Genomic DNA, 18,308 nt, shown 5'->3' with positions numbered 1-18,308 from the left:
TCTCCATTATGGAAAAAAGATAAGCTTACGTCAATTCGTACAGCCCAAAGAAGCATTCTTCTTCAGGCTGTGCAGTGTACGGGTGCTTCTAGTTAAGTTTTTGTGTGATACACTTACGATTTCTTCTTCGTTTCCGCCGTCTCTAACACACTCACACGTGGATCCGTCCCATAGATGGTGGTGACTAGACTGTCTGCATACCGACCAATTCTCGCACCAATCTCCGCACGCATGTAGTCTCTTGTCATCGTAAACCGATCCTCATGCTCTCGGCATCTATACCGGTATCGGATCATTTGATCGTCTTTCTCCTCTTCCGCAACGTGCATGTCATTCTCCAGCATATGCCGCTTCACTTTCGCTAGATCAGCATGCATGTTCTTGGCCAACACCTGGGCCACCTTCGAATAGAGTGTTCGTAGCATCTCAGAGGAACGCTCCACTTCGCGAGCCCTTCGCAAAATAATCGTATGCATGAGCGGCAGCAGAACAGATTCTCGTATAATGCCAATATCATCCGCAGTCGGGCGCTTCGTAGGGACAGGCTTGTCGTGACGTTGACTTTGAAAAGCTTCTTTGTGCTGGGGCAGCATCATACGGCTCGACTCCCACAAACCGTTATTCTGCAATTTTTTACTCATTTATAGTGACCTCCGATTTTGAGCGAACGAACCTGCGCTTGGCCGGCTGTCGTCAAGGAGGACGCGCGAACAATCGCCGCATTGCCGAACCGATCCTTAATTCTATCCGTCACCTTCTCCAGCTCCCGCGCCTTCACCTGATCTTCGAAAAGAGTGAGCTGATACGTCTCATCGTCCACGAACTGGCTCAGCATCACGCCGGCACGGCGAACAGGCATAGTATCCCAGAATTTATAGAAAAGCTGCTTCACAGCTTGAAAAACAGTACCCGTATGATTCGTCGGATCCGGCATCTTCATCTGGCGCGAGAAGCCCGTCGGGGCATCAAACGGACTACACATACAGCTGACCGTCACGATAGATGCCATATAACCTTTGCGCCGGCAGTCCCGGCACACTTCCTCCGTCAGCTCCATGAGGATCGTATTCACTTCCGACGATTCCGCATAGTCCCTCGGCAGCGTCATCATATGGCCAATGGACTTCGGAGGTGTATCAAAAGTCCCTGGCGTGACTGGGCTGTCGTCCAATCCATTCGCCGTCCGCCACATCACCTCGGCGTGGATGTCCGACTGCTTGCCGAAGCGCGCGCGGAACTTTTGTTTCAGCTGCGGCAGCGGTGTTCGTGCCACATCGCCGATCGTATACATGCCCAGCTTGGCAAAATGCGTCGTCATCCGCGAGCCAACACCGAACATTTTACTGACTGGTTGCTCCCACAGGTATTCCTCGACAGCGGATGGAAGCAGCGTGAAAATGCCGCTTTCATTCTTTTTTGCCCATATATCCGTTGCGATTTTCGCTAGGATTTTATTGGAGCTAATGCCGATGCGAATCTTAACCCCCGTTTGCTTGAGCACCTTGTGCTGCAGCGTTGTCGCTATCGTCATCGCATCTCCAAAGAACGGTAGACTCCCTGTGACATCTAGGAATTGCTCATCAATACTGAAAACTTCAACAAGATCTGTGACTTCCTCATAAATTTCGGTTATTTGCAGCGAAGTATTGATATAATGCTGCATCCGAGGCCGCATGACAATCAGCTCGGGGCACTTCTTGAGTGCTTCACCCAACCGTTCGGCCGTCGTGACACCGAATCCTTTGGCAACAGGGCAGGCGGCTAAAATAATACCTGACCTTAACGCAGGATCTCCTGCAACGGCAACCGGCTTATTCTCTAGACCTGGATGATCGGCCTTTTCTACACTTGCGTAGAAGCTCTGACAGTCTGCCAGGAAGATCGTTCGTTCCCCACCCTTGTTCCCCTTACTCATCGCAATTCCCCCCGCATATTCATCAGCGTAGTCATAAGCTCAGCCTTGACCAAACTACGAAGCATCGTGAAATGATGAATGTAACCTCGAACTTTGTACTCTACATTAATGCCTAAAGCGTTCATTTCCGTGTGAATCACCTTAATATCTCGCTGCTTCATCTTACTTTTCAACCGTTGTAATTCTGGATAAATAGCCATCTCAACCTCTCTGAGGTAAAAAAGAATGTGATTATAAACAATTTTATCTTTATAAACCTTAAGCTCCTCCATATCTCTTGCCAGCATATCAAGCAAAATCGGCAACAGCGTGTATTCCTTAATCATTTGAACATCCTCTTCTGTCTCTACTTTTGAAATACCACTCATGTTCTCACCACCATATGCGAACATATATTCGTTTTTCCATATTATATACCGAACACGTATTCGTTATGCAAGTGGTTTTTTGGATATTTTTTTGTAATAACAGGAGCTATTACAGCTAATTACTATTTAATTCCCTATTTATACCTATTTATTGAAAAATGTGCCAATCACCACAGGCGAGTGCGTGTCCCGACTCCTCTCTTCTTACATTTAATGTATTACATTGGATTTCAACGGAAGGATACCAAATATCACAGGAGAACTTTGCGTCACTCCCCGTTATGCCATTAGTTCCTAGTCCTCACACAAAAAACGCCACAAACAGAGCATCTTGCGCTCCGCATGTGGCGTTTTCATCGTATAACTATCGAAACATAGACCATAATCGAATCAAGTGAAACGTATTATTGGGATCAATCTTTTGAGCAATGATAAATGTTAAAATCTGGTGCGTCTGGTTTCCGCTGAGTTTCTCACCGAAAATACCAGCGGCAAGACCGATTAAGCGCGTGACTTTCGCTGTATTTTGCAAATCTGCCTTCGTGACGCCTTGCAGCAGCATTTTGATGCGTTCCTTCACCTCAGGGTTTTTCATCTTGAACTTCACACGCTCCACGAGCGCAGGATCGATGCCATATTGCTGATAACTCATACCCGCACCTCCGATACCCGTCATGCTCTATCCTATGAGTGAAAGTAGGCAAACTTGACTGAGACAGCTTTATATAAGCAAATGCCTTAAAGTCGGATCGCAACGTGATCGGTCATGTGGGGTGATTTCTCATAGTTCTCTCATCCTGAAACGGCAAAAACAGCCACCGTTCCCGGCAGCTGTCCCTTCATTCTACATATACATGGCGATTAGGATGACGCAGATGCAATTTAACGCAACGAGCAGTGGAAAGCCAACGACAAAGGAAGTATGCTTCGTTTTGTGCCGCCACACCCGCATGCCCAGCCAACCACCAATCCCACCGCCGAGAGCAGCGAATAGAAACAGCCGTTTTTCTGGTACACGACGTCCACCTTTTTTCGCTTGCCCTTTGTCATGTCCCATCTCAATAAACGTAATGATATTCATCAGCAATAAATAAACAAGAAAATAAGTCACGGCAGATCACCTTCGATTCCATAAAATAATGCAGCTAACAGCTACTCCTATCTTAAGAGGGAACACCGCCATGGGTCAACCTGTCTCACAGGCTATCTACTAATCTAGCACTTCGCTGTCAAAAATATGAGCCCGCTCCAAATACGCCCTCAGCGGCATAAAAGAAGCTCCCGTCCAGAAGGACGAGTCGCCGACAAGCTCGGCCGCATCATCTCGCGCCTGCTCCATGATTTCGAAATCCGCCATCATATCGGCGATGCGGAACTCCGGCAGCCCGCTCTGCTTCGTGCCGAAGAAATCCCCCGGCCCGCGCAGCTCGAGATCGCGCCGAGCAATCTCGAAGCCGTCGGTAGTCTCCGTCATCGCCTTCATGCGCTCCTTGCCGACCTCCGTCTTCGGGTCGGCGATGAGCACACAGAAGGACTGGTGCTCGCCCCGCCCGACCCGGCCGCGCAGCTGGTGCAGCTGCGACAGACCGAAGCGGTCGGCGTCGTAGATCACCATGAGCGTGGCGTTCGGCACGTCCACGCCGACCTCGATCACCGTGGTCGACACGAGCGCCTCCACGTTGCCTTCCTTGAAGGCGCGCATGATCGCTTCTTTCTCCTGCGCGCTCATACGACCGTGCAGCAGGCCGATCCGCATCTGCGGAAACTGCTGCTGCAACTGAATGTGGACGTCGATCGCATTCTGCACGTCCAGCTTGTCCGACTCCTCGATGAGCGGACATATCACATAGACCTGACGTCCTGCGGCCACCTCGCGCTGGATGAAACCGAGCACACGCTCCAGCATCGCATGCTGAACCGCGTACGTCTTAATCGGCTTACGTCCCTTCGGCAGCTCACGGAGCGTCGAAACGTCCATATCGCCGAACGCCGTAATGGCCAGCGTGCGCGGGATCGGCGTCGCCGTCATCGTCAGTACGTCGGGATTCATCCCTTTACGTCGCAGAATGCTGCGCTGGTTCACCCCAAAGCGATGCTGCTCATCCGTCACGACAAGTCCCAGCTGGCGGAAATACACATCTTCTTGAATCAGCGCATGCGTCCCGACCAATACATGGATCAAGCCCATCTGCAAAGAGGCCAGCAGATCCCGCCGCTGGCGGTCTGTTGAGCTTCCGGTCAGCAAAGCGACCTGCAGCCCGTAGGGCTCGAACAAGCTGCTCAGCGAGCGATTATGCTGCTCAGCGAGAATTTCCGTCGGCACCATCAGCGCGCCTTGGTAGCCTGCTTTCACCGTCGCGTACAGCCCAATGGCCGCGACGATCGTCTTCCCCGCACCGACATCGCCCTGCAGCAGTCGGTTCATCGCGTAGGGCTCCTGCATGTCGTGCAGGAGCTCACCGACGACCTTCTTCTGCGACTCCGTCAGCTGGAAGGGGAGCGCGCGCACGAAGGCGCGCACAGCAGGCAGATCAACCTGCTGCTTCAACCCATCCGTGCGGCTGCGCGTCACAGCCCGGTAAGCCTGGAGCTTGAGCTGGAATAGGAACAGCTCCTCATACACCATGCGCCTGCGCGCCTGCTTGCCCTCCTCCACGCCGCTCGGCGTGTGGATGACAGCCAGCGCCTTGCTGCGCGGCATGAACCCGTATCTGCCGGTAATGCCCGCCGGCAGCACTTCACTGATCAAGGCGCTGTACTGCGTCAGCGCCTGCCCGATCACCTTACGCATCCATTTCTGCGTAATAGAGCCCGCAACCGAATAGACCGGCTGGATCGTGCCGGTATTCGAATCCCCTTGTCCGGGAAATTCCGAATCGGACACACTCATTTGGCGACGCTTGGCGTCCCATTTGCCAGTCAGGAGAATCTCCTGCTGCGGCCGCAAGCGATCCTTTAAGAAATGGCGGTTGAACCACACCGCCGTCAGCAAGAAATCATCGACCATCACCTTGCAGGATAGGCGGGATTTGCCGCTGTAGCGCTGCAGGACCGGCTCGCCGATGATATAGCCCTTCACGGTGACACGGTCACCATCCTTCACGCTGGCTAGATCACGAACGGTATAATCCTCATACCGGAACGGAACATACTCCAGTAAATCCATAACCGTAAAAACGCCCATGGCGTTTAGCTCAAGTGCTTTTTGAGCGCCAACTCCATGGACTTCACGTACTTCAACTTGATTTAAATCCATCTCTTACACCGTACTCACGAAGGCTGCGATGGTACCTGGTCCAGCATGTGCGCCAATGACTGGACCTAGGGTAATATAATCCCCGTGCTCCACACCAAACCGCTGCACGATGGCCTCTCGCAGCTGCTCCGCACCTTCCAAATTATTAGCATGAGCAATATGCAGCGAGCGAATCGTCTTGTCAGACACATCCGCCGCCAGCAGCTCAAGAATGCGTGCAATCGCTTTTTTGTTACCGCGAACCTTATCAACGACGGTCACTTCACCCGCGCTGTCCAAAGTAAGAATAGGCTTAATATTTAATAAGGAGCCAAACAGCGCTGACGCCTTGCCAATCCTGCCGCCCTTATGAAGAAACTCCAGCGTGTCGACAAGGAAATAAATATAAAAATTCGCTCTCATCGTCTGAACAAGTGCTACGATTTCATCGACACTTTTCCCAGCTTGAGCAGCCTCAGCAGCAGCCAGAACGAGTGCTCCGATCCCATAAGAGGCAGAACAGGAGTCAATAAGGTGAACCTTACCGATCTGATCGCCCTCTAACAGCGTAGAAGCCAGTTCAGCCGTCCTGTAGGTTCCACTCAACGCTGATGACAAGTGAATGGAGATGACCTCCGTATCGGGCTCTTCCAGCAAGCTTTGATAGACCTCCAGAAACTCACCTGGTGACGGCGTTGACGTTGTTGGGAATTGTGTGGATGAGGTTAGCTTCCTATAGAACTCCTCTGACTGAAGCGTCACCGTATCCAGATACTGTTCTTCGCCAAAATTAATTTTGAGCGGCACCATTTCGATGTTCAACGCTTCTCTGACGGCCAATGGAATATCGGCCGTGCTATCCGTTACAATACGAATATTTGTCACAGGGCTCACTCCAATCACACGAATTTACAATACCTGCTTGTACACTGTTATTCAACCGATAACAGGTAGGCATACAATGGTTGTCCACCAGGATGAAGTTCAATTTCTATATCCGGATACATCGTCTGAATAAATGCTTCCAGCTCGTCCGTTCCTTCTTCAGTGGCATCTTCGCCCGTCAGGATCGTAACAATTTCGCTGCCATCATCGATCATTTCCTCGAGCAGCTTCTTGCACGCATCCATCAGACTTGGCTGTGAAGAGACAATACGGCCATCTTGGATACCGATGAAATGACCTTGTTTAATGTCCATACCATCCATGTTCGTATCACGTACGGCATATGTCACTTGACCGGATTTTACACGTTGCAATGATCCATTCATCGCGTCCGTATTCGTCCGTACATCCGCCTTCTCTTGGAAAGCCAAAATGGCTGCAAGTCCCTGAGGAATGGATTTCGATGGGATGACGATCAGTGTTTTATTATCGACCAGATCAACCGCTTGCTGCGCGGCCAAAATAATGTTCGAGTTATTCGGAAGCACATAAATCGTGTCCGCATCAATGCTGTTCACGGCGTTCACAATATCCTCCGTGCTTGGGTTCATGGTTTGTCCGCCTGATAGCACGACATCCACACCTACACTGGATAAAATGTCCGTAATCCCATCACCTAGTGCAACAGCTACAAAACCATACGGTTTGTTAGGAGCAGCAACAGCAGTAGCAGTAGAAACAGCCGCAGGGGCCTCGTACCCATGCGTCACATCTTCTAATATATGTGAATGCTGATCACGCATATTTTCGATTTTGATACGGCTTAAAGCGCCGTAATTCATCGCTTGATTCATAACCTCGCCCGGGTATTCCGCATGAATATGCACTTTCACGAGCTCTTCATCAGCAACAACAAGGAGCGAATCTCCTAGCTTGCTAAGTTGATCACGAAACGTGCCTTCATCAAACGTATAGCCCTTGACCTTGCCAGGAGCAATCGTTAACATAAATTCCGTGCAGTAGCCGAACTCGATATCTTCTGTAGCTAGATGGGCTTGTGCCGGCATATGAGCATGTACTTCTTTGGCCAAGTTCATACCAGGAAGAAGAGATACCTCACCTAGATTTGTATCCATCGTAGCGAAGTCCTCATCCACTTGCACCAAGCCGCCGCTTAACGACGTGACGAAGCCTTCATATACGCATACAAGACCTTGACCCCCTGCGTCAACAACACCCACCTGTTTAAGAATGGCTAGTTGATCCGGGGTTTTCGCTAGTGMTTCCTTCGCTTTGCCCAAAACTTCGTTCATCAAATCCAATAGATCGCTGCTGCGGCGATATTGTACGGCATGCTTAGCAGCTTCTTTGGATACAGTCAAAATCGTACCCTCAACTGGCTTTACAACAGCCTTATAAGCTGTCTCTACGCCTTGCTGCAAGGCAGCCGCGAACTGCTGGACATTCACACTTTCTAAATCATGCACATGCTTCGCGAAACCGCGGAACAATTGCGACAAAATCACACCTGAATTGCCTCTTGCGCCCATCAGTAGCCCTTTGGACAATGCATCAGCTGCTTTCCCAATATGAGAAGATGGCTTCTTCTTCAGTTCCTCACAGCCTGCCGTGAGTGTCAAATTCATGTTGGTGCCAGTATCTCCGTCGGGTACAGGGAAAACATTCAATCCATTAACCTTATCTACATTCCTGCGAAGGTTATCCGCACCCGCCAAGACCATGGCAGTGAAGTCATTTCCATTTATTGAAATAAAGCGCTTACTCAAAGTGATTCCCCTTCCTGATTATCGGGCTATTATTTGGCCACTCGAACGCCTTGAACAAAGATGTTCACATCGTCCACCTGCAACCCTACAACTTCATTTAAAATATATTTGACTTTCGTTTGGACATTACCTGCTACTACGGATATTTTGGTTCCATAGCTGACAATAATATAAAGATCAATTTCAAGTCGCCCGTTCTCTCTACGAACTTCAACACCGCGGCTCAAATTGTCTCGCCCTAGCAGCTCAGCTATACCATCCTTCAATTGCTTTCTTGTTGCCATGCCTACAAGTCCATAGCAATCTAATGCAGCCGATCCGGCCAGAGTTGAAATCACTTCATTGGTTATATACACTTTTCCATACTCGGTTGTGAGTTCAATCGGCATTATGTAACAACTCCTTCAAGTTTCGCTTTACCAAGACTAATCTTCATTGTACTATAACATACTTCATAAATAAACGGCAAAAGTGCAGGCAATTCGTTGACTCGGCTCCTTTTGCTATGCTATTATGTTTAAGTGTGTTTTTGCTGGTTGCATCACGTATCACATGATTTATTTTGAGGAATACTGTCATGTCAAGCTTAGGCTTGCCACCCAGGCTTCTTTGTATACTGCCGAAGGAGGTGTCAAACATGTCCCGCAAATGTTTCATTACAGGTAAAAGTCCTAGTTCAGGAAATCACGTGTCCCACGCTAACAATAAAAACAAGCGTACTTGGGGAGTTAACGTTCAAAAGGTTCGCATCCTCGTTGATGGTAAACCGAAACGGGTTTACGTAAGTACTCGTGCGTTGAAATCCGGAAAAGTGGCTCGCGTTTAATTCGTAGCTGCGGATACTTAACTTACTTATGTGAATGACAAAAAGCACCTTAATCGGTGCTTTTTTTGCATTCCTGGGGAGAATGACGTAAGTATGGGCAAACCTTAGTTTTTACTAAACGTATTAAGTACGGCTTTCACGAATCCTCCCAAAAATCTCGGCAGCTTGATTGTGTAGAATTTCATTCTCTACCCCTCCTTAGAGTTTTCGCCAGACAACTGGCTTCATAAGCCAGCTCCCTGACTTCTTGAGCAAACGCTTCGCGGGCGTGCATGACTGCTCCTTAACATCATTACAACAGTGTATGCCCAGAGCGGAGAAAAAGTGACATCTATTTTTACTTCCTCCCACAATTCAGTTGCTTCCAGAAAGCAAAAAAAGCTACAAGAGCGCATCACTCTTGTAACTATATGTATGCGGCTATGGAGCGGATATGCCCACCTCATTGTACAGTGCAACAATTAAACTGAAAACGAAATAGAAAAATACCGAGATTACAATAAACCATACGCGGAAGCTAATTTGTTCAAATCGGCGGAAGAACCGCATCCCTACATAGAGGGCGCCAAGTGAGAAAATGTACTTCACGAAATCGTCAATCGTTGAAAAACACGTCAATAATACCGCACAAAGCAGGCTGTACATCATTAGCCAGAGAAATCTCATTGTCCTTCGTCCCCTTTTAGCCGCGTATTCGCCGAATGGCCTCAGCACGGTCCTGTTGCCCGAATACGGCGTTGCCGGCTACCAAGACATCAGCCCCCGCCTCAATGACCTGCCGAGCTGTCACCTCATTGATACCGCCGTCAACTTCAATATGAAGCCCCGTGAGCCCCTTCGCATTCGCCTGCTCACGCAGAGCGCGAATTTTATTCAGCATCCCTGGGATGAAAGCCTGCCCACCAAAGCCTGGATTCACCGTCATAATCAGCACGAGATCCAATTGCTCATCCAGCACATGCTCAATGAGCGAGATTGGTGTAGCAGGGTTCAGCACAACGCCGGCTTTAATGCCGCTTTTCTTAATCAGGTCAAGCGTCCGATGAAGGTGTCTACATGCTTCTACATGCACGGATATCAGATCCGCACCTGCTTTCACAAAATCAGGAATATAACGGTCCGGCTGTTCAATCATCAAATGAACATCAAGCGGCAGCTTGGTGACTGGACGAATCGCGTCAACAACCAGTGGACCAATCGTAATATTGGGCACAAAATGGCCGTCCATGACGTCAACATGAATCCAGTCCGCTCCACCTTGCTCAGCTGCCTTAATCTCATCGCCAAGCTTGGCAAAATTGGCAGACAAAATAGAAGGTGCTACATATACCATTACGCCTAATACCTCCTCTTCCGTTCCTTGATTTCAGTTAAAAATAACAAGTAGTGATCATAACGAGAGGCAGCGATCGTACCGGTGGCAACGCCGTCCCGCACTTTACAGTCTGGCTCATGCAAATGCAAGCAGCCTCTGAAGCGACAGCCTTCTGCAACAGCCGCGAACTCCCTGAAGCAGCTGCTAAGCCCTTCTGCTTCAACTTCCATAAAGTCCAGCTGGCTGAAGCCCGGCGTATCGGCAACAAGACCGCCATTAGCAAGCGGCAGCAGCTCCACATGACGTGTAGTATGCTTTCCTCTTCCTAATCTCTGAGAAATCGCATTCGTCTCCAAATCAAGACCGCTGATCATTTTATTCAGTAAAGAGGATTTACCGACACCAGATTGCCCAGCGAATACACTAACTTTGCCATCCAGATGCTGTAGAATCGCTTTTACACCCTCTTCTAGTCTGGAACTCGTTGTAACGAAGGGATAACCGATTCCATCATAAAGGGTCGTTATCCGTTCAAATTCCGATGCAGTCATTTCTTTGGCATGAGAAGCAGCGTCATCAGTGTCCGTCAACAAATCGCTTTTGGTGAAGCATAACAACACATCGATACCCGTATTTTCAATATGCACCAGAAACTTGTCCAGCAGCTGCGTATTCAGAACAGGCTCTGTAACCGAAAAAACGAGCACGACCACGTTCACATTCGCAATCGGCGGACGAATGAGCTCCGAAGAGCGAGGAAGGATTTCCGTGACGGTTCCCTCCCCGTTCTCCGTGGCTTCGTACACGACACGATCTCCAACAAGAGGCGTTATATTTCTATTTTTGAACACGCCTCTTCCACGACAGGTCACCGTATTACCCTCCAGAAGAGCAACCCCTTCAGGCAATACATAATAATAACCGCTAAGCGCCTTGACGATGAGTCCTTGCGGCATTAATTGGCCCCTCCAGAAGGTGCTTTAGTAGCAGTTCCACCGGTTTGTCCTTGGCCATTCCCGCCAACGGGTATAGCTGGTCCGGTATTTTGTTGCTTCGGAGTTGGTGAAGGACTTGGAGATACGGTTTTCCCATTCTTTTGATCCAAATAATCTTGATAGGTACGTGTGATTGAATTAACCAAGCTGTCTCCTTCTTTGATCAAGATTACGGCTTTTTTGTCCGGTGAAACAATGACTTTGACATCCAAATTTTGCGGCTTCGATACTTTTTCCGTCAAGTATTCGAAGTTCTCATATTGGGCGTCGCTCACAATAATTTTGAACACAGAGTCCTTGCCTTCTGCCACAGGCTTCACAGGTACACTAACCGTGAGCTGTCCAGCATCCTCTGGCAATCCATCGCTAATGACTAACGAAATTTCAGAACCAACGGATACATCCTGATTTTTGTCAAAAGGAAACTGTCCAATAACCCGCCCTTTAGCAACCTTGTAGCTCTTCTCACGTGTAATCCCATTGACAGGGAGCTTCAGACTCAGCTTCGTGATTTGCGCCTTAGCCTCTGCCTCCGTCGAACCAACAAGATCTGGCATTTTGAACGTTTCTTTCGCTTTACTAACCGTAAAGGCGATCACGGCTTTGCCAACCTCAAACTCTTCACCCGCAAGTGGTGATTGTTTCAACACTATATCTGGCGCAGCGTCGGTTGTCTCTTGTGTAATCGTAATTTGCTCATCCTTAATGCCAAGCGCCTGCAGCTTCAATTTGACATCCTTGTAGGTCTGACCCGCGTAGTTGTCCATTTTAACTTTAGGTACACCTTTACTTACATAAAGCGTCACCTTCGTGCCCACATTCAAACGCATACCACTCGGATCCTGGCTAATAACCGTATCTTTCGGCAGCTTGCTATCCGCATCGTACTCAACCGTAGAACCTAATCTAGCGACCGTCAGTTCAGCTTGCGCTTGCGTCAGCGTCTTATTCACCACATTCGGGACCTCAACGGTTTCAATGGCGAACATTCCTTTCACATAACCAACCATATACCACATAGCACCCAGCACGATTAATAAAACAGCAATCCAGATCAGCGGCTTAATCCAACCTTTACCTTTAGAAGGAGCAGGCTCTTCCCGCCAAACAGGCTTGTCTGGTTCATCATCATCCTCATCGAATTGAGCTAGCTGATCAGCGCGAATGGCTGGCATAACTAGTGTACGCTCTTCATCCATGCCATAAGCATCCCAGAAGGCAATCTTCGCTTCATTCCGACGATCTGGAGCCAAGCATGTATCGAGATCCGCCATCATTAGCTTCGCAGATTGATACCGTTCTTCCGGCTTTTTGCGCATCGCCTTGAGAATAATATTCTCCACACTTTGAGGAAGCAGCGGATTCACCTTGCGCGGCTCTTCCACATCCTCCTGCAAATGCTTCAGGGCGACGGAAATTGGACTTTCCCCGAGAAATGGAAGTCGACCGGTCAGCATTTGATACATCACGATGCCAAGCGAATACAAGTCAGATTTCTCTCCTGTATTCGTACCTTTCGCATGCTCAGGCGAGAAATAGTGAACAGAACCGACGACAGAGCCGGTTTGTGTAATCGTGGATGATGTCGCGGCTCTAGCTATACCGAAATCGGTCACCTTCACACGGCCGTTTTTGCCAATCAGAATATTATGCGGCTTAATATCTCGGTGAATAATTTCGTTATGATGAGCGTGATCTAGTGCATCTGCAATTTGACTTGCAAAATGAACAGCATCTTCCACCTGCAGTGGCGCCTTTTCCTTAATTAAATCGTTCAGCGTTTTGCCTTCGATATATTCCATCACAATGTAATGGACATCTTCTTCTTGCCCAACGTCATAAATACTGACAACATTAGGATGAGATAGGGAAGCGGCTGCTTGAGCTTCTCTGCGGAACCGACGAATGAATTCTTCATCATGTACATACTGCTGACGCAGCACTTTGACTGCCACCTTGCGATTCAAAAGCAAATCATGCCCTTTATAAACCAAAGCCATGCCGCCTCCGCCAATGCGTTCTAAGATTTCATAGCGGCCTCCAAGCTTTCTACCGATCAATTCCCATCACCCCTTTTTCCGTCCGAATCCTGATCATGTGCAAATAAAAGGACCGTTACATTATCATCTCCGCCTTCGCGAAGCGCGCTCTGGATTAACTCCTCTGCCGCATCTTCCAATCGCTCGCTCGCACGAACAATTCGCAAAATATCAGCATCGTCAACCAACCCGCTCAAACCATCCGAACAAATGAGAATAACATCGTCTGGACGCCACGTGTACTCATACAGATCCACTTCTACACTAGGCTCTGTGCCAAGTGCACGTGTAATCCAATTACGTCTTGGATGATGGTCAGCTTCTTCCATCGTAAGCTGCCCATTCTTAACAAGCTCGTAAACTAAGGAATGATCTTCCGTTAATTGTTGGATGGATTCCCCTGTCAGCTTATACGCACGGCTATCCCCGATATGTCCGATAATGAGAAGCTCCTGTGAAGCAATTATGGCAACGACTGTCGTCCCCATCCCATGGTACTTTTCTTGACCCGACGCAAAAGCATAAATCTCCTCATTCGCCTTCTCAATCGCTTCCCTCAGTATTTGCTTACAGGCTTCCACCGACATTCCCCAATGGATGGATTGCAATTGCGCTCCAATCGTGTCAATGGCCATTTGACTGGCAATATCGCCAGCCTGATGCCCCCCCATCCCATCCGCAACAATAGCCAAAGATAGACCATTCAGCTGATGGTGGATGGCGGCACGGTCCTCATTGACTTGACGGACTTTACCAATATCGGTACGACTTACCATCTTCATCCGGCTCTCACCTCATTTACTGCTCTCCATATGCTTCGCTCGCAGTTGTCCGCAGGCAGCAGCAATATCACTGCCTTGTTCACGGCGTATGGTCGCATTAATTTTGCCCTTCTCCAGAATACGTTGGAAGGTAAAAATATCATCTCTGGGTGTACGTTTGAAATCACGTTCAGCAACAAAGTTGACGGGAATCAGATTCACATGGCTGAGCGGCATATCTTTCAAGATAAGCGCCAGCTCTTCTGCATGCTCAGGCTGGTCATTCACTTCACCCATAAGGGCATATTCAAATGTAATCCGTCTGCCCGTTTTCGCGATATAGTACTTACAAGCTTCGATGAGATCAACGAAAGGGAACCTGCGATTAACAGGCATTAGCTTCGACCTTAGTGCATCATTCGGCGCATGAATCGAAATCGCCAAATTCACTTGCAAATTCTCATCAGCGAACTTATAAATGTTCGGAACGATCCCACTTGTGGAAACCGTGATGTGACGTTGCCCGATGTTCAATCCTTTCGGGTGAATCATGACACGCAGGAAATTCATGGTCGCTTCATAATTTTCAAACGGCTCGCCAATCCCCATGATCACGATCGAGGAAATACGCTCTTCCGTCTCATCGAGCAACTTCTGCGCTTTCACAACTTGGGCGACGATCTCGCCTGGACGCAGATCGCGTTTTAGCCCACCTAAAGTAGATGCACAGAAAGTACAGCCTACTCGACAGCCGACTTGGGTCGTTACGCAAATACTGTTGCCGTAGTTATGCTTCATTACGACGGTTTCAATCGCATTCTTATCTTCAAGCTCGAACAAGAACTTGACCGTGCCATCTTGGGATTGAAATTTGGTAATCTCGGACAGGGTAACGAAATCAAACTGATCCTTCAGCTTGTCACGAAGTGCTTTCGGCAAATTCGACATCTCATCGAAGCTGAAAACGCGTTTAATATATAACCAATCAAAAATTTGACCGGCACGAAACGCGGACTCCTCGTTTTCTTTTACCCAGCTTTGCCACTCATCCCAATTCAAATCATAAACAAATGGTTTCTCTTTCTCATACGGCTTTATACCCACATTTATCACAACCTGTTGTTATTTCGTCTATTTGTCAATATTTTAACACAAAGCAGGAACGAACACACGTCCCTGTCTGTTACACGTCACGTTTACGCAAACGAGCGATAAAAAAACCGTCCGAGTGGAACTGCTGCGGCAGAATTTGCACCATACCAGAAACAGCAGCAGCTGGGTCAATATCCGTGAAAACATCCGCTGGCAGCGGAGCAAGTTCAAACTCGCTGTGCTCCGCAAGGAAACGCGCAACCATGCCCTCATTCTCCACTTGTTCGATCGTGCACGTGCTGTACACCAGCACACCGCCTGGCTTAAGCAGTCGGTGTACACGACTCAGAATCGCATATTGCGTTTCGCTGATCTCATCGATTTCCGCTTCCTGCTTCGCCCATTTGAGATCCGGCTTGCGGCGAATAACGCCAAGACCCGAGCAAGGGGCATCCAGCAGGATGCGATCGAAGGACTCTGCCGCAAAATGCTCATCCAGCTTCGCAGCATCCATCACAAGCGTCTGAATCGACGATAGTCCCAGACGCTCCGCTTGATCTGCGATCAGCTTTTGCTTGTGCTCATGCAGATCACAAGCCCAAATCTGCCCCACATCATCCATCTTCTCGGCGATGTGGGCGGTCTTGCCGCCAGGGGCGGCACAGCAGTCCAGCACCTTCATGCCTGGACGCGGATCCAGAGCCTCGGCGACGAGCATCGAGCTCTCGTCTTGAATCGAGAAGTCCCCTTGCCCGAAGCCGGGGACTAACGCCATGTTCCCGGCCCCCTGCACAAGGATGCCGGCCGGGGCCAGCTCTGACGCTTCCGCGCTGAGGCCGCTAGCTTGGAGCTGCTCCAGCAGCTCCAAGCGGCTGCGCCGCCTCGCGTTCGCGCGGATGCTCACGTGCGGCGGCTCATTGTTCGCCGCACAGATCTGTTCCGTCAGCTCAGGACCGAGCTGACGGATCCATCGGCGCACGAGCCATTCCGGATGGGAATGGCCCAGCGCGATGCGCTTCACGTCGCCGAGCGCAGCCGGCAGCGTGAGCTCGGCCTTGCTGCGGATGATCGCGCGCAGCACGCCGTTGACCATGCCCGAGATGCCTTGATGGCCTCGGCGCTTCGCGATATTGACCGCTTCGCTCACGACCGCATGGTCAGGGATGCGGTCCAAATAATGCAGCTGATAGAAGCTCAGCCGCAGCAGACACCGCACCCAGGGCTCCAGCTTCGCGAGCCCTTTGCTAACGAAGCGCTCTAAAAAGAAGTCAATTGTATTCTGACGCCCAATCGTGCCATACACAAGCTCGGTAGCGAGACCAGCGTCCGCTCGCTCCAAGGCATGCTTCTGCAGCACTTGATTCAACAGTAGATTGCTGTAAGATTGATTCTCTTCAACGCGAACAAGCACATCCAACGCCGCATCACGGGCGGAACGCTTAACAGCGCTGCTCTTCGCAGCGCCCGAGGATGACTTTGGCGCAGAGGGCTTGCGCGCGCTCTGCGAATTTGTATGTCCTTGTTGCGGACGAGTTGGTTTATTCGTAGACAAAATCAAATACCTCATTTTTTGTGGTGGCATTGTGAATTGATTTACTGATTTACATAATAGTCTCAAGATTCCTTATTAAATGAGCAAATCGGCCTAAGCGTGGTTCCCCAGTACCGTACCAACCGGAATCTGGACGCCACGAATGAACTCCGAGACAGGCATCGCCTTCTTGCCAGCAGGTTGAATTTCGGTTAGCCACAAAGTGCCTGCTCCGGTCATCACTTCAATTCCCTGCTCACTGCATTTAAGCACAGTTCCTGGCGCGACGCCAAACCGAACCTGCCCTGCTTGCTCCGGCTTCAAGCTCGCCCAAACTTTCAAGACTTCCCCATTCCAGAACGTATAGGCACCAGGAAAAGGATTTAAGCCTCTAATGTGATTCCACAGCTCGATCGCCGAACGTGACCAATCCAAGAGCTCATCTTCCCTGCGAATATTAGGCGAATAGATGGCATCCGCCTCATTCTGAGGAACAGCCTCGATCCGGCCAGCCAATAGATCTGGCAACGTACGCTTCAGCAGATCAGCCCCAGCCATACTCAGCTTGTCAAACAACATCCCCGTCGTATCTGTATCTTCAATCGGCAGCTCCACGCTGGAAATCATATCGCCTGTATCCAAGCCTACAGCCATATACATAATGGTGACGCCTGTGACAGCTTCCCCTCGCATGACCGCATGATGAATCGGCGCTCCCCCCCGATATTTCGGAAGCAGCGATGCGTGAATATTAATACAGCCGTACTTTGGCAAATCTAACACCGATTTCGGTAAAATTTGACCATAAGCAGCAGTGACGATTAAATCTGGCGCAAGCTGGCGGATCTGCTCGACGGAATCTGCTTCACGCAGCTTCACTGGTTGAAGCACCGGAATACCGTGTTTCTCCGCCTCTACCTTCACTGGTGTCGGCGTAAGGACGCGTTTGCGTCCCTTCGGCCGATCCGGCTGCGTGATAACCGTGGTCACGTTGTAGCCTTCCTCCAAGAGTAAACGCAAGGAGGGAACTGCGAAATCCGGTGTGCCCATGAAAATAATATTCACGCTTCTTCTTCCTCTTCTTCTTCATCGGCTGTATAGGTATTGACCGCAAGATCCGTAAACAATATACCATTTAAGTGATCAACCTCATGGAAAATACAACGAGCTAATAACTCCGTGCCCGTAACTTCAATCGGGTTGCCATCACGATCTTGCCCTTTAGCCGTTACATTCAGCGCACGAAGCACATCACCACGAAGACCTGGAATACTTAGACAGCCTTCAGCACCCATTTGTTCACCGCTGGATGTGACGATCTCTGGATTCACCATTTCGATCAATCCACCGTGCTCTTCGCCGCAATCCATCACGATCACGCGCTTCAGAATACCGATTTGTGGAGCAGCAAGGCCTACGCCTTCCGCTTCATACATCGTATCTGCCATATCATCAAGCAATTTATGCAGATTGGAATTAAACTTCGTAACTGTGATTGCTTTCTCACGCAGCACAGGATCTGGATCTTTAACAATAATACGAATAGCCATGAATGTGCA

At 49.4% G+C, this 18,308-nt stretch carries 20 protein-coding genes; 1 reads left to right on the top strand and 19 read right to left on the bottom strand.

Features of this window, described 5'->3' with window-relative positions:
• Window positions 1–113: 113 nt before the first annotated feature.
• From AC1DVJ_RS11055 to AC1DVJ_RS11015, 9 genes are all read right to left on the bottom strand, one after another.
• Window positions 114–641 (bottom strand): YhjD family protein, encoded by a 528-nt coding sequence (locus tag AC1DVJ_RS11055; protein WP_477590661.1) that lies wholly within the window; start codon window positions 639–641, stop codon window positions 114–116.
• The gene (locus AC1DVJ_RS11050) at window positions 638–1,915 is read right to left on the bottom strand and encodes a DNA polymerase IV (protein ID WP_477590659.1); all 1,278 of its coding nucleotides are present in this window, start codon (window positions 1,913–1,915) and stop codon (window positions 638–640) included. The genes AC1DVJ_RS11055 and AC1DVJ_RS11050 overlap by 4 nt, the downstream gene beginning before the upstream one ends.
• Window positions 1,912–2,283 carry a YhjD family protein gene (locus tag AC1DVJ_RS11045; protein ID WP_477590657.1) on the bottom strand — a complete coding sequence of 124 codons (372 nt, stop codon included), beginning with the start codon at window positions 2,281–2,283 and terminating at the stop codon, window positions 1,912–1,914. The genes AC1DVJ_RS11050 and AC1DVJ_RS11045 overlap by 4 nt, the downstream gene beginning before the upstream one ends.
• Before the next feature lie 364 nt (window positions 2,284–2,647).
• Window positions 2,648–2,935, bottom strand: coding sequence for a stage VI sporulation protein F (locus tag AC1DVJ_RS11040; protein WP_477590655.1), 288 nt, complete (start codon window positions 2,933–2,935; stop codon window positions 2,648–2,650).
• 192 nt (window positions 2,936–3,127) lie between these two features.
• A complete protein-coding gene (locus AC1DVJ_RS11035) occupies window positions 3,128–3,394 on the bottom strand; it encodes a DUF1294 domain-containing protein (RefSeq protein WP_477590653.1) in 267 nt (88 codons plus the stop codon).
• Between the two features lie 99 nt (window positions 3,395–3,493).
• Complete coding sequence (gene recG, locus AC1DVJ_RS11030) at window positions 3,494–5,539, bottom strand: ATP-dependent DNA helicase RecG (RefSeq protein WP_477590652.1); 2,046 nt, start codon at window positions 5,537–5,539, stop codon at window positions 3,494–3,496.
• A gap of 3 nt (window positions 5,540–5,542) precedes the next feature.
• Complete coding sequence (locus AC1DVJ_RS11025) at window positions 5,543–6,403, bottom strand: DegV family protein (RefSeq protein WP_477590650.1); 861 nt, start codon at window positions 6,401–6,403, stop codon at window positions 5,543–5,545.
• A gap of 47 nt (window positions 6,404–6,450) precedes the next feature.
• Entirely contained in the window at window positions 6,451–8,190 is a 1,740-nt protein-coding gene (locus AC1DVJ_RS11020; protein WP_477590648.1) for a DAK2 domain-containing protein, read from the bottom strand.
• A gap of 29 nt (window positions 8,191–8,219) precedes the next feature.
• The gene (locus tag AC1DVJ_RS11015) at window positions 8,220–8,579 is read right to left on the bottom strand and encodes an Asp23/Gls24 family envelope stress response protein (RefSeq protein ID WP_028558212.1); all 360 of its coding nucleotides are present in this window, start codon (window positions 8,577–8,579) and stop codon (window positions 8,220–8,222) included.
• Window positions 8,580–8,827: 248 nt separating this feature from the next.
• Here AC1DVJ_RS11015 and rpmB point away from each other — a divergent pair, with 248 nt between their 5' ends.
• Window positions 8,828–9,016 (top strand): 50S ribosomal protein L28, encoded by a 189-nt coding sequence (rpmB, locus tag AC1DVJ_RS11010; protein ID WP_029197753.1) that lies wholly within the window; start codon window positions 8,828–8,830, stop codon window positions 9,014–9,016.
• 104 nt (window positions 9,017–9,120) lie between these two features.
• On the opposite strand, the gene spoVM is transcribed toward rpmB, so the two are convergent.
• The 10 genes from spoVM to def all read right to left on the bottom strand — a co-directional run bounded on the left by spoVM (window position 9,121) and on the right by def (window position 18,299).
• A complete protein-coding gene (spoVM, locus tag AC1DVJ_RS11005) occupies window positions 9,121–9,201 on the bottom strand; it encodes a stage V sporulation protein SpoVM (RefSeq protein ID WP_036634233.1) in 81 nt (26 codons plus the stop codon).
• 235 nt (window positions 9,202–9,436) lie between these two features.
• Window positions 9,437–9,682, bottom strand: a complete 246-nt coding sequence (locus AC1DVJ_RS11000; RefSeq protein ID WP_477590647.1) for a hypothetical protein — start codon at window positions 9,680–9,682, stop codon at window positions 9,437–9,439.
• Window positions 9,683–9,698: 16 nt separating this feature from the next.
• Window positions 9,699–10,349 (bottom strand): ribulose-phosphate 3-epimerase, encoded by a 651-nt coding sequence (rpe, locus tag AC1DVJ_RS10995; protein ID WP_477590645.1) that lies wholly within the window; start codon window positions 10,347–10,349, stop codon window positions 9,699–9,701.
• Between the two features lie 5 nt (window positions 10,350–10,354).
• Window positions 10,355–11,287 carry a ribosome small subunit-dependent GTPase A gene (gene rsgA / locus AC1DVJ_RS10990; RefSeq protein ID WP_477590643.1) on the bottom strand — a complete coding sequence of 311 codons (933 nt, stop codon included), beginning with the start codon at window positions 11,285–11,287 and terminating at the stop codon, window positions 10,355–10,357.
• A complete protein-coding gene (gene pknB / locus AC1DVJ_RS10985; RefSeq protein WP_477590641.1) occupies window positions 11,287–13,386 on the bottom strand; it encodes a Stk1 family PASTA domain-containing Ser/Thr kinase in 2,100 nt (699 codons plus the stop codon). Before pknB ends, rsgA begins: the two co-directional genes overlap by 1 nt.
• On the bottom strand, window positions 13,383–14,147 hold the full coding sequence (locus tag AC1DVJ_RS10980) for a Stp1/IreP family PP2C-type Ser/Thr phosphatase (RefSeq protein ID WP_477590640.1): 765 nt from the start codon (window positions 14,145–14,147) through the stop codon (window positions 13,383–13,385). The genes pknB and AC1DVJ_RS10980 overlap by 4 nt, the downstream gene beginning before the upstream one ends.
• Window positions 14,148–14,159: 12 nt before the next feature.
• The gene (rlmN, locus tag AC1DVJ_RS10975; RefSeq protein ID WP_477590639.1) at window positions 14,160–15,230 is read right to left on the bottom strand and encodes a dual-specificity RNA methyltransferase RlmN; all 1,071 of its coding nucleotides are present in this window, start codon (window positions 15,228–15,230) and stop codon (window positions 14,160–14,162) included.
• 79 nt (window positions 15,231–15,309) lie between these two features.
• Window positions 15,310–16,785 (bottom strand): 16S rRNA (cytosine(967)-C(5))-methyltransferase RsmB, encoded by a 1,476-nt coding sequence (gene rsmB, locus AC1DVJ_RS10970; protein WP_477590735.1) that lies wholly within the window; start codon window positions 16,783–16,785, stop codon window positions 15,310–15,312.
• Window positions 16,786–16,863: 78 nt separating this feature from the next.
• The gene (gene fmt / locus AC1DVJ_RS10965) at window positions 16,864–17,814 is read right to left on the bottom strand and encodes a methionyl-tRNA formyltransferase (RefSeq protein ID WP_477590637.1); all 951 of its coding nucleotides are present in this window, start codon (window positions 17,812–17,814) and stop codon (window positions 16,864–16,866) included.
• Window positions 17,811–18,299: a peptide deformylase gene (gene def / locus AC1DVJ_RS10960; RefSeq protein WP_477590636.1), complete on the bottom strand. Its 489-nt coding sequence runs from the start codon at window positions 18,297–18,299 to the stop codon at window positions 17,811–17,813. Before def ends, fmt begins: the two co-directional genes overlap by 4 nt.
• Window positions 18,300–18,308: the final 9 nt, after the last annotated feature.

The organism is Paenibacillus sp. P4_A9 (assembly GCF_056402415.1).
The sequence above is the reverse complement of the archived record's forward strand: the minus strand, read 5'-3'. Positions and strand labels throughout refer to the sequence as shown.